Annotated in this window: 10 protein-coding genes and 2 pseudogenes; 8 read left to right on the forward strand and 4 right to left on the reverse strand. The window is 66.1% G+C overall.

Annotated features, from left to right (window positions below; genetic code table 11):
- Positions 1–656: pseudogene (locus I0Q12_RS31900) on the reverse strand (LuxR family transcriptional regulator); the annotation flags it as partial.
- Between the two features lie 245 nt (positions 657–901).
- On the opposite strand from I0Q12_RS31900, the gene I0Q12_RS04030 reads away from it, so the two are divergent.
- A complete protein-coding gene (locus I0Q12_RS04030; protein WP_197250701.1) occupies positions 902–1681 on the forward strand; it encodes an enoyl-CoA hydratase/isomerase family protein in 780 nt (259 codons plus the stop codon).
- A 206-nt stretch (positions 1682–1887) separates the two neighbouring features.
- Positions 1888–3582: an AMP-binding protein gene (locus I0Q12_RS04035; protein WP_197250702.1), complete on the forward strand. Its 1695-nt coding sequence runs from the start codon at positions 1888–1890 to the stop codon at positions 3580–3582.
- 132 nt (positions 3583–3714) lie between these two features.
- Here I0Q12_RS04035 and I0Q12_RS04040 read toward each other — a convergent pair whose 3' ends face one another.
- Together I0Q12_RS04040 and I0Q12_RS04045 are read right to left on the reverse strand one after the other, a co-directional pair.
- Positions 3715–4131: a MaoC/PaaZ C-terminal domain-containing protein gene (locus I0Q12_RS04040; RefSeq protein WP_197250703.1), complete on the reverse strand. Its 417-nt coding sequence runs from the start codon at positions 4129–4131 to the stop codon at positions 3715–3717.
- Complete coding sequence (locus tag I0Q12_RS04045; RefSeq protein ID WP_197250704.1) at positions 4128–4580, reverse strand: MaoC family dehydratase N-terminal domain-containing protein; 453 nt, start codon at positions 4578–4580, stop codon at positions 4128–4130. The genes I0Q12_RS04040 and I0Q12_RS04045 overlap by 4 nt, the downstream gene beginning before the upstream one ends.
- A 62-nt stretch (positions 4581–4642) precedes the next feature.
- Here I0Q12_RS04045 and I0Q12_RS04050 point away from each other — a divergent pair, with 62 nt between their 5' ends.
- Positions 4643–5818: an acyl-CoA dehydrogenase family protein gene (locus I0Q12_RS04050; RefSeq protein WP_197250705.1), complete on the forward strand. Its 1176-nt coding sequence runs from the start codon at positions 4643–4645 to the stop codon at positions 5816–5818.
- Positions 5819–5820: 2 nt separating this feature from the next.
- Complete coding sequence (locus I0Q12_RS04055) at positions 5821–7779, forward strand: AMP-binding protein (RefSeq protein WP_197250706.1); 1959 nt, start codon at positions 5821–5823, stop codon at positions 7777–7779.
- 91 nt (positions 7780–7870) lie between these two features.
- Here the strand turns inward: I0Q12_RS04055 and I0Q12_RS04060 are convergent, their stop codons facing one another.
- Entirely contained in the window at positions 7871–8590 is a 720-nt protein-coding gene (locus I0Q12_RS04060) for a FadR/GntR family transcriptional regulator (RefSeq protein ID WP_197250754.1), read from the reverse strand.
- Positions 8591–8753: 163 nt separating this feature from the next.
- Here I0Q12_RS04060 and I0Q12_RS04065 point away from each other — a divergent pair, with 163 nt between their 5' ends.
- The 4 genes and pseudogenes from I0Q12_RS04065 to I0Q12_RS31905 all read left to right on the forward strand — a co-directional run.
- Complete coding sequence (locus I0Q12_RS04065; protein ID WP_197250707.1) at positions 8754–9830, forward strand: acyl-CoA dehydrogenase family protein; 1077 nt, start codon at positions 8754–8756, stop codon at positions 9828–9830.
- A 72-nt stretch (positions 9831–9902) separates the two neighbouring features.
- The gene (locus I0Q12_RS04070; RefSeq protein WP_197250708.1) at positions 9903–11015 is read left to right on the forward strand and encodes an acyl-CoA dehydrogenase family protein; all 1113 of its coding nucleotides are present in this window, start codon (positions 9903–9905) and stop codon (positions 11013–11015) included.
- Positions 11015–11764, forward strand: coding sequence for an SDR family NAD(P)-dependent oxidoreductase (locus I0Q12_RS04075; RefSeq protein ID WP_197250709.1), 750 nt, complete (start codon positions 11015–11017; stop codon positions 11762–11764). The genes I0Q12_RS04070 and I0Q12_RS04075 overlap by 1 nt, the downstream gene beginning before the upstream one ends.
- 71 nt (positions 11765–11835) lie before the next feature.
- Positions 11836–12169, forward strand: a pseudogene (locus I0Q12_RS31905) (steroid 3-ketoacyl-CoA thiolase); the annotation flags it as partial.

The raw sequence follows: 12169 nt of genomic DNA on the forward strand, positions 1-12169 counted from the left end.
TCGACGTGGATCATCGCCACTGCATGGAAGTCGACGACGACGGGAACGGCGATGTACCCCGCCGGACGCGACAGGTCGATCAGGGGACGGTACGTGTGCCGGTAGGTGTCGGCCGCATCCACTGCATACGGACGGCGGCGACGGACCAGTTCGGCTTCGCGTGGTGCTTCCCGCAGCGAGATCTCCCGACCGTCGATCGCCTCGAGGAGAGGGCGGAAGTCCCCGGTCAGCTCGGGGTGTACGGCGAGCGCGATGGGTGACCACGTGGAACCGCGGACGACGGAGAACATGGCTTTGGCGTACCCGAGGTTCGTGCACAGTTCCTGCGTCACGGTCTGCGCGATCCGGTCGGATCCGGCATCGATGCTGCGTACGACGCGTTGGAGCTTCTCGAACTGCTCGGTGTGCATGCGCAGGCGGCGCGAGATGTCGTTCTGCCGGTCGGCGTCGAGGCGCATCACGAGTTCGGCGAGCCGGACTGCCTGTTCGGGGGAGTCGGTGCCCTCCCGAAGCTTGCGGAGTGCGCATGCGCGGATCGCTGCCGGATCGAGCTCGCCACTCACCGGGCGAATCAGGCCCGGCTCGTTTCCGAGTAGTTCCTGCAACTCCGCAACCGCCTGGTCGGCAAGCTCGAACGAACTCGTCGAATTGACCACTCATTACTCCTCGTGCCACGGCAGCCACATGGACGGTGACGGCACCGGCCCGCTTCCTTGTGGCCCCACACACAGTGTAGAGCGGCGCCACCTGGGCTTTTGTCGTCGTCTTGCGGCCGACTCCAATGTATATGGTCAGTCCAATTTCGTCACCCACTTTCGGGAATCGTTTCATCGGCTCTTGCACGCCTCCCTCTGTGGCGCTAGGGTCGAATGGTAAGACCAAAATTGAAAGGATCGCCGGTATGGCCCCCTCTGTGCGTTACGACGTCGACGAGCACGTCGCGGTCCTCACTCTCGACCGTCCGGAAACTCGCAACGCCCTATCCGACGACCTCTTGGACGAGCTTCTGGCCGCGCTCGAGCGCGCGCGGGACGACGGCGACGTTCGGGTTGTCGTGCTGGCCTCGTCGCACGAGAAGATCTTCTCGGCGGGCGGGGACCTGAAGGCGTTTGCGAGCGACACCCCGACGATCATCAAATATGCCGGCCTGGACCGCTTCCCGCGGTTGTACCGGCTCATCGGCGGTCTCGGGAAGCCGGTGATCTGCGCGGCCGGTGGCGACGTGCTCGCGGGCGCGTTCGGGCTCGCGCTCGCCTGCGACTTCGTGCTGGCCAAGGAGTCGGCCCACTTCGGGTGCCCGGAGATCAATGTCGGCGTGTTCCCGTTCATGATCTCCGCGCTCATCTACCGGAACGTCGGCCGGCTCAAGGCGAATGAGCTGATGATGTACGGAGAGAAACTCACTGCCGCGGAAGCGCACGAACTGGGGCTGGTGAATCGCGTGTTCCCGGACGGTGACTTCGATGCGGAGGTGCGGGCGTGGGCACGCCGACTGGCACAGAAGTCACCGCTGCTGATGCGTCTGGGTAAGGATGCCATCGACAGCACCCGTGACATGTCGCTGCCGGACGCGCTTGCGACGCTGCAATCTCAACTGGCTCTTGCGTTCACCACGGAGGATCTCGTCGAGGGTGTCACGGCCTTTCGGGAGAAGCGGTCGCCTGTGTGGAAGATGCGATGAAGATTTCCTGCCGGTTGGCCCGGGGTGGCGGAATCCGGGGAGTTGGTGTGTCGCCGACGGCGAAATCCTCTGGGCCCCTTGGTTTGCCGCTCGTCCGGCGGGTGTGGTGAGTGTTCGAAGATGTCGTCGAAAGTGGTTGCTACTTCGGTCTAACCATTCTAATCTTTATGTAAACGTGTGGCAGAGCAAGAAGGACGGAATCCTCCATGACGCGCGAACGGAATCTCGGCCGATACACCCCCCAGCAGGTAGAGGAGTTCTATGCCAGTGGCCAATGGGCCGACGAGAACTTCACCGACCTTCTGCGGGCGCGCGCCGAGAGCAGTCCCGACAAGATCTTCGTCACCGACGGCACGCAGGAGCTGACGTTCGCGCAGCTCTACGACCGGTCGCAGCGGCTGGCGCTCGGCCTGCACCGAACAGGGCTCCGTGCCGGCGACCGGGTCGCCGTTCAGCTGCCGAACTGGGCGGAATTCGTCGTCGTCGCAGCTGCCCTCGCTCGGATCGGTGTGGTGACGGTGCCGATCATGCCGATCTATCGGACGGACGAGGTGTCACACGTTGTCGCCGACGCCTCGATCCGGATGGCGATCGCGCCGGCACAGTTCAAGGGCTTCGACTATCTGTCGATGTTCGACGATATCCGGCGGTCGTCGCAGACGCTCGAGACGATCATCGCGGTGCGTGCTTCGGACGACAGCCGTAAGACGTTGGCCGGGAGGGGCATCGAGGTTCTCGAGAATCTGGTCGTGGACGCGGACCCGGATGTCATCGACACCGAACTCGACTTCCGCGCCCACCCCGACGACCCGTTCGTCATCGTGTACACGTCCGGAACCACGTCGCGTCCCAAGGGTTGCCTGCACACCTTCAATACCTACGCTTCGGGCGCACGTGCACTGAAGACGGCCTTCGGGCACACCGAGGCGGATGTCCAATTCGGACCGTCCCCGATCACCCATACCACCGGACTCGTCACCAGTGTGCTCGTCCCCCTGCTCAGCGGCGCGGCGACCCACATCATGGCGGAGTGGGACCCGAAACGCGGGCTGGCCGAGATCGAGAAGTTCGGATGTACGGCCGCGGTCACGGCCACCACGTTCCTGCAGACGTTGTTGGCTGCGGCCGAACAGGATCCGGACGCCGATCTCTCCTCTCTCCGGGTCTGGGTGTGCGCCGGCTCCCCGATCCCGGCGGCCGTGGTGGAGAAGGCGAAGTCCGACCTGCCCGCCACCACCGTCCTGTCGCTGTACGGGAGAAGTGAGAATCTCACCACGACGACCTGCACCATCGAGGACGACCCGAGCCGGGCGATCACCTCCGACGGCGCCGCGCTGCCGGGGGCAGAGGTCAAGGTTGTCGGCGAGGACGGCCTCGAGGTGGCGCGGGGGAGCGAGGGCGACATCGCCTATCGCGGGCCCTCGCACATGATCGAGTACCTGAACCGGCCCGACGATACAGCGGAACTCTTTACCCCCGAAGGATTTTCGAGATCCGGAGATCTCGGAGTCATGGATGCCGACGGGTTCGTCCGGGTCACCGGCCGGACCAAGGACATCGTGATCCGCGGCGGCATGAACATCAGTGTGCGCGAGGTTGAGGACAAGCTGGCCGAGCACCCCGACATCCTCGCTCTAGCCGTGGTGGGAATGCCGGACGAGCGGCTCGGGGAGAAGGTGTGCTGCTACGTGGTGCCGAAGGAGGAGCAGAACCCTCCCACGCTGGACCATCTCCGCAACTACTTGCTCGATCGGGGAGTTGCGATTCAGAAGACCCCTGAACGCGTCGAGGTGGTCGCCGAGTTGCCCATGACCGCCACCGGGAAGATCCAGAAACACATCCTCCGCAAGCGTATCGCGGCAGAGTTGGCTGCCGGTTCCCTGGAACAGAGCACGCGCTGACCACGAATGAGCGGCCCCTCGTCCATGTGTCGAGGGGCCGCTCGGTTGTGCAGATGCAAAGAATGTCGTCGGAATCTGAAGTGTGAGTGGCGGTCCCCGAATACGGGACTTCGGAACCCGATCGGCGGGCTGTCAGGCCCCGGTGACGACGACCGTTGCCGAACCGGTGACAACCGGTCCCTTTGCTCCGGAGACGACGAGATCGAGATCGGCCCGTGTCTCCCCGTCGGTGTCGGTGATCGCCGTGATCGTCCCACCGACGGTCAGGGTGTCGCCCAGGAACACCGGGGCGACGAAGCGGACGCCGAAGGAACGGACGTGCTCGACGCCGAATGTGTCGGAGAGCCAACCGGCCAGGATCCCGGCCTGCATCTGACCCATCGCGATGACGCCCGGGAACCCGGAGGTTGCAACGAACTCCGGATCGTGGTGCAGAGGATTGAAATCGCCTCCGGCACCGGCGAATCGCACGATGTCCGTCTGGGTGATCGGGCCAATCACGCGCGTGTCGGCGACTGTGCCGATGTGGGCCTTCACGGGTGCTCTCATCGTTGTTCTCCTCGCTCGATCAGCACTTCCTCCAGTCGCACCACCGGATCGCCGTCGGTGTCGACGTATTCGGTCTCCAGCGTCACGATGCGCATCGATCCGCCGCGCTTGCCTTCGCGCTGCACGTCGTCGACGATGCGCCGCGTGCCGACGACGTGGTCGCCGGCAATCAGGGGTCGCAGATATGTCCACTTCACCGAGCCCACAACCACTCGTTCGAGTGCCAGGCCGAGTGTGTCGACGAACTTGCGCTGGTCGCGCTGATGGCCGGCGACGACCGTGTGGGTGAGGGTCGCGGGCACATCGGCAAATCCGGCTGCCTGGGCGGCATCCCGGTCCGAGTGGGCGGGATCGGTGGTGAACGTCGCGCGGACGAACTCGCGGATCTTGCCGCGTTCGATGTCGTAGTCGACTCGGTCCAGCTCTCCGACGCTGAGCGGTTCTGTCATCGGGCCTCCTTTTTGGACTGACCTATAGTATCATTCGGCCTAAATATGTGAGGAGGGGTTCCATGGAACTCGCTGATTCCCCGGACGAAGCCCGGTTCCGCGCAGAAGTCCGAGAATGGGCCGAGGCTGCTGTCGCAACGCTGCCCTGGCCCGAGCCGGTCGATCTGGTCGACAAGGTCCCGTTCTGGCAGCAATGGCAACGGTTGCTCTTCGACGCCGGCTACGGAGGCATGTCCTGGCCGAAGGAATACGGAGGGCAGGCCGCCGACCCGATCCGCAAAGCCATCTTCACCGAGGAGATGGATCGTGTGGGGGCGCCGGAGCGACTCAACACGATCGGTGAGGATTTCGCCGGTCCCACCATCATCGACTTCGGCACACCGGCTCAGAAGGAGCGGTTCCTCCGCCCGATCCTCACCGGAGAAGAAATCTGGTGCCAGTTGTTCTCCGAACCGGAAGCCGGGTCCGACCTCGCGTCACTGCGCACCAAGGCCACGAAGGTCGACGGCGGATGGAAGATCAACGGACAGAAGATCTGGACCAGCCGAGCGCACATCGCAGCGCATGCCATCCTGCTCGCGCGCACGGGCGGGGGACCACGCCACAAAGGCATCACCTTCTTCCTGGTTCCCATGGACAGCGAGGGAATCACGGTTCGCCCGCTCGCCCACATGCTCGGTGAGGCCGAATTCAATGAGGTCTTCCTCGACGACGTGTTCATCCCCGACGATCTCGTCGTCGGCGATGTCGACGGCGGGTGGAAGGTGGCCATGGGCACGCTCGCCTACGAGCGAGTGGCGATCGCCACGGGTCGGGTCAACACCAAACGGGCCGTCGACGATATCGTCGGCGACATCGCCGGGATGACCGACGAGTCGGGGCGCCCGCTCGGTGCCGATCCGGTGATCCGGCAGAAGGTCGCGGACCTCTACGGCCGTGCGCTCGTGCACTATCTCATCGGCCAGCGTGTGATCACGTTGGCGGCGAACGACGGACCACCGGGCCCGGTGACGTCGATCGGCAAGCTGTACTTCTGCCCGCTCGTCGAAGAATTGGCGGACTTCCGGCTGTCCCTCGAGCCCGCCGGCGGCCAGTTCGCGCTCGACGACGAGCAGCAGCGTACGTCACGTTGGCTCCGGCTGGCGTATCAGGCGCGCGGCACTGCCATCGCGGGTGGTTCCACCTTCATCCAGCGCAACATCGTCGCCGAGCGCATGCTCGAGATGCCGAGGAGCTGACAATGTCCGACTACACGTGGATCCCCACTGCCGACTATGTCGACAACGCCAACGTAACGCGGCTCGCTCGCGCGCACGGTCTCGGCGGTCTCGACGAGTTGCGTACCCGGTCCGTCACCGACGTGCGGTGGTACTGGGATGCGGTGGTCCGTGATCTCGGGCTGCCGTTCCAGGTGCCGTACCGCGAGGTGCTCGATACCTCCCGCGGCATCGAGCACCCCGACTGGTTCGTCGGCGGACGGACGAACGTCGTCGATGCGTGCCTGCAGCGCTGGGTTGCCGATCCGGGGGCAGCCGATCGGCTCGCCGTCGTGCACGAGGCGGAGGACGGAACTGTCCGCACGTCGACGTATCGCGAGTTGGACGCGGAGGTGGAAGGTGCGGCCGCCGGACTGCGAGAGTTGGGAGTGGGCCGGGGCGATGCTGTCGCCTTGTTCCTGCCGATGATTCCCGAGGCGGTCGTGTCGGTGTACGCAGTCGCCCGGCTCGGTGCGGTTCTCGTGCCGCTCTTCTCGGGGTTTGCTCCCAGCGCGATCGCGTCCCGCATTCAGGACGCCGATGCGAAAGTGGTGGTCGTCGCGGACGGTACCGTACGCCGAGGCAAGTCGATCGCGATGAAGCCGGCCCTCGACGAGGCTCTGAAGACCTGCCCCACGGTGCAGTCGGTGGTCGTGGTAGACAACCTCGGTACCGGAACGGGATCGGGTGAACACGAGATTTCGTGGGCCGGGTTGCTCGCGAGCGGTGGCACAGTCCCGATCGAGGGGATGGATGCCTCCGAGCCGTTCGCGCTGGCCTACACGTCCGGTACGACGGGCAAGCCCAAGGGTGCGGTCCATACCCACGCCGGGTTCCTGGTGAAGACGGCGAGCGAGGTGGCGTACTCGTTCGATCTGAAACCGGGCGGGGTGTTCTGCTGGATCACCGATATGGGCTGGATCATGGGTCCGTTGTCGATCGTCGGCACGCATGCCAACGGTGGGACGCTGCTGCTGTACGAGGGCTCGCCGGACGTTCCGGACCGGGACCGGTTGTGGCAGTTGACCGAACGGCATCGGGTGACGATGCTGGGAGTTTCTCCGACCCTCATCCGGACGCTGCGTGGGCAGGCCAGTGATGCTGCCGCGCGGTACGACTTGTCCTCGGTGCACACGATCGGCTCGACCGGGGAGCCGTGGGATCCGGACTCGTACGAGTGGCTCGCGCGTGAGGTGTTCGGCGGCCGTGTCCCGATCATCAATTTCTCCGGCGGTACCGAGGTGGGCGGATCGTTCCTCGCACCGTATCCGGTGCAACCGATCCGGAGTTGCTCGCTGGGTGGTCCGTCGCTGGGTATGGATGTGGACGTCGTCGACGACGCGGGACGGTCGCTGCGCGGGGAACAGGGTGAGTTGGTGTGCCGGCAGCCGTGGCCGTCGATGACCCGTGGGGTGTGGAAGGACGAGGAGCGGTACCTCGACGCGTACTGGTCGACGTTCCCCGGTATGTGGCGGCACGGAGACTATGCGCTGGTCGACAGCGACGGCCAGTGGTACATCCGGGGCCGGTCCGACGACGTCATGAACGTGGCCGGCAAGCGCCTGGCCCCCGCGGAGGTCGAGGCGGTTCTGACCGCGCACCCGGCAGTGTCGGAGGCCGCTGCGGTCGGTGTTCCGGACCCGAAGAAGGGGGAAACGGTCTGGGCGTTCTGGGTGCCCCGCGCGGATGCGGACGGGGTGGACATCTCGGGGGAGCTGGTGTCCAGTGTGGCCGCCGAGTTGGGTAAGCCGTTCGCTCCCAGCGCGGTTCATCGAGTGTCGCGTCTGCCGAAGACGCGGTCGGCGAAGATCTTGCGCCGCGCGGTGCGGGCGGCAGCGTTGGGCACCGATCCCGGTGACCTGTCCGGTGCCGAGAACCCCGAGGCGGTGGAGGAGATCCGCGCCGTGGTGACCGGTGCCGAGCAAGGTGCCGGACGGGGGTAGGTAATGCGATGGCCGCCCGTACCGAAACGGTATGGGCGGCCATCGTGTCTGTTCGGCGAGGGGCTTCCGCGAGCCCGGATATGCGCGTCGCTCAGGGCTCCTGGTCCAGTGGAATGTCGGTGCGCTCTTCGAACTCCCGGATGGATTCGGCGTACGAGTGGACGTGTCGGCCCATCCGCCGGTGTGCTGCGTCGGCGTCCTTGTCGCGGATGGCCTTCGTGACCGACCGGTGTGCCCGGACGGTGATATCGCGGACCTTCTGGTCGATGAAGCCTTCGTTCTCGGTGGCCGCGTAGATGGCGCGGGAGAGCGAGATCATCAGCCCGGACATCAGCTCGTTGTGGCTCGCGCTGGCGACGGCGATGTGCCAGTCGACGTTGGCCTGGAGGAATGCGTCGAGCTTGTCGCCGGCGGCCGCGATGGCATCGTTGGCGGCGTCGAGCCGGGCGAGATCTTCGTCGGTCCGATGGCGGGCGGCCAGTTGTGCGCAGAACGGTTCGATCGCCTCGCGCGTTTCGAGCAGTGCGCTCAGGCGGATCTGGCGTCCTCGGATGAGCAGGGCCACGGTGTCGGCCATCGACTGCTCGCCGGGTCGCTGGACGAAGGCGCCGCCGGCGCGTCCCGCTTTGATTCGTACCAGACCCTGTACCTCGAGGATGCGCAGGGCCTCGCGGACCGTGGTTCGGCTCATCTTCGTCTGGACGACGAGTTCGCGTTCCGGGGGCAGGGGGGTGCCTTCGGCGTATTCCCCGCTGAGGATGCGTTCGCGCAGCTCGTTGGCGAGGACGTCCGAGGCCTTGGGGACCTCCATCGGAGTCAGTTGGATGGAAGAACGCCCGTTGCGGGTCGTGCTCGGTGCTGGTGTCATGTCTCCCCCACCCTCTCTGGTCTAACGGTCAGACCTAATATACCATCGAATTCTCGCTGCATTCATCTTGCAGGCTATTCCCCGACTCATCGAGAGGACCAGTTCCATGCGTTGGGAGCTGTCAGAAGAGCAAGAAATGTTCACCGAAGCCCTCGGCGGCTGGCTCGAGCGGTTCGCGGCACCCGCGAACGTCCGGAAGTGGGGTGAATCGGGCGACCCCGCCGAGTTCGAGCGCAGGTTCGTGGACGAGGGATGGTTTTCGGCCGGCCTGCCGGAAGAGGTGGGCGGCCAGGGCGGCGGTCTGCTCGAACTCGCGCTGACCGCCGAGGCGCTGGGACGGTATGCCGCACCGGCCAGCGCGTGGACCGCGTCGGTGCTCGCGGCCCCTCTGTTGCCGCCCGATGTCGCCGAGGCGGTACTCACCGGTGGTGAATTCGCGGCTCTGGCAGTCGATTCCGGCCGTCCACTCGGACTGCGCGACGCCGTGCGCGTCGACGAGCGAGGGGTGCTGACCGGACGCGTGCCTGCCGTCCTCGGCGCCGAACGCGCCGCCCGGTTCGTCGTCCCCGCCGAGGGCAGCGGCGGCGTGGCCCTCTATCTCGTCCGGGCTGGCGACCCGGGCCTCACGGTCACACCGCGGCGCTTCCTCGATCCGTCCCGGGGCGCAGCGGACGTACAGCTCGAGAACGTCGTCGCGCAACGCCTCGACATCGACGCGCCGGCCGCGCTGGCCGACGCGGGATTGCGCGCGGCCGTGCTCGCCTCCGCAGACGCGCTCGGCGCGATGGAGCGGATGCTGCAGTTGGCGGTCGACTACAGCCGAACGCGCCACCAGTTCGGTGTGCCGATCGGTTCCTTCCAGGCGGTGAAGCACGCTGCCGCAACGATTCTCGTGTCCGTCGAGGCGGCTCGTTCCATCTCCTACTATGCCGCGGCCTCGGTGGATCTGGGTCTCGAGGAGTGTGCAACGCATGCGGCGATCGCGAAGGCGCAGGTGACCCGCAGTGCGGTCCAGGCCGCCGACAGCGCACTCGTGATGCACGGTGCGATCGGCTACACGTGGGAGCACGACCTGCAGCTGTTCTACAAGCGCGCCAAGCTCGACGAGAAGCTGTTCGGCAGCCCGGAGGTGTGGAACGAGCGTATTGCCCGGGAGTTGCCTCTTCTGCCGGCGGCTGGATGACCACCATTGACTAATTGGTCTGTCCTTTAGTAACTTAAGTCCAAACGTTAGCGACGACGACGGGATTGTGTTGTGGACTTCGATCTGACCGAGGATCAGGCAACGATCCGAGATGCGGTACGAGAACTCGCCGGCAAGTTCGACGAGCAGTATTGGGTGGAAAAGGATGCCGCGCACGAATTCCCCACCGAGTTCTACGACGCGTTCGCCAAGGGCGGCTGGCTGGGCATCACCACCCCCGAGGAGTACGGCGGACACGGGCTGGGCATCACCGAGGCCTCGATCCTGCTGCAGGAGGTCGCCGCCTCGGGCGCCGGCATGAACGGCGCGAGCTCGATGCACCTGTCGATCTTCGGCATGCACCCGGTGATCGTGCACGGCTCCGAAGAACTCAAGCAGCGCACCCTGCCGCGCATCGTCAACGGCGACCTGCACGTGTGCTTCGGGGTCACCGAACCCGGCGCGGGCCTGGACACCACCAAGATCACCACCTTCGCGCGACGTGATGGCGACAAGTACATCGTCAACGGACGCAAGGTGTGGATCTCGAAGGCAATGGAGTCGGAGAAGATCCTCCTGCTCACCCGCACCACCAAATTCGAGGACGCGCAGAAGAAAACCGACGGCCTCACGCTCTTCCTCACCGACCTGGACCGCTCGAAGGTCGAGATCCGGCCCATCAAGAAGATGGGCCGCAACGCCGTCACCTCCAACGAGCTGTTCATCGACGGACTCGAGATCCCCGTCGAGGATCGGGTCGGCGAAGAGGGCAAAGGCTTCAAGTACATCCTCGACGGACTCAACCCGGAACGGATGCTCGTCGCCTCCGAGGCGCTCGGCATCGGCCGCCCGATCGGCATGAACCAGGGCATCCAGTTCCCCCTCGCGGACTCCCTCGCCCACCTCGACGCCGCCGAACTCGTCCTGCGCAAGGCGACCTGGCTCTACGACAACGGCCGCCCCTGTGCCCGCGAGGCCAACATGGCCAAGTATCTGTGCGCCGACGCCGGATTCCAGGCCGCCGACCGCGCACTGCAGACCCACGGCGGCATGGGCTACTCGGAGGAATACCACGTCGCGCGCTACTTCCGCGAGGCGCGCCTGACCCGCATCGCACCGCTGAGCCAGGAAATGGTTCTCAACTACCTCGGCGAGCACGTGCTCGGCCTTCCCAGGAGCTACTGATGTTCGAACTCACCGGAAGATCCGCCCTCGTGACCGGCGCGGGCAGCGGCATCGGTGCCTCCGTGGCGCACGCGTACGCCGCCGCCGGCGCTGCGGTCCTCGTCACCGATGTCAACGAGGACGCAGCCGCCGCCGTGGCCGCGGAGATCACCGCCGCCGGCGGTACCGCCAAGGCCGCCGTACTCGACGTCCGCGACGCCGCCCAGGCCGCCGCGGCGGCAGAACAGGCCGCCGCACTCGGTGGCGGCACCGTCCACATCCTCGTCAACAACGCCGGGGCCATCGCACCCGCAATGTTCCCGAATCTCGAGGAAGACGACTTCCGCCGCATCGTCGACATCCACCTCGTCGGCAGCTACGTGTGCAGCAAGGCCGTCCTGCCCTACCTGCCGGAGGACGGCACCGGGCGCATCATCAACGTCACCTCCGCCGCCGGCCTGCAAGGCACCATCGGCCAGGCCAACTACGGGGCAGCCAAGGCGGGCATCATCGGTCTGACCAAGTCACTGGCCCGCGAGCTCGCCCGCAAGCAGGTCACCGTCAATGCCATTGCGCCCCTTGCAGCCACGCCGATGACCGAGAACATCCGCAGCAACGACAAGCTCGCGGCCAAGACCCTCGAGCGTGTCGCTCTGAGGCGCTGGGCCGAGCCGAACGAGATCTCGGCCAGCTTCGTATTCTTCGCCTCCGGCGGCGCCTCGTACATCACGGGCCAGGTGCTGCCCGTCGACGGTGGAACGGTGATCTGATGACCGAAACGACCAACCCCTTCCGGCGCTCCGCGCGCGAGGTGATCATCGCCGAAGCGGCTCGCACCCCGATGGGCCGATCCCACCCCGAACGCGGGTGGTTCCGGGATACACATCCGAACGAGATGCTCGGCGCGGTCTACACGGATCTGATCCGCCGCAGCGGCCTGGCGCCGGCAGCGGTGGAGGACCTCGTCGTCGGTTGCACCGCACCCTTCGGTGAACAGTCCCGCAACATCGGGCGCAACGCATGGCTGCAGGCCGGGTACCCACCCGAGGTACCGGCCGTCGTCCTCGACCGCCGCTGCGGCTCCGCACAGACCGCGGTCGAGATGGGTGCCGCCCTCGTCGGCTCCGGCACGCACGACCTGGTCATCGCTGGCGGTGTCGAGCACATGGGCCACG

This window comes from Rhodococcus sp. CX (assembly GCF_015865005.1).
Taxonomy (GTDB): domain Bacteria; phylum Actinomycetota; class Actinomycetes; order Mycobacteriales; family Mycobacteriaceae; genus Rhodococcus.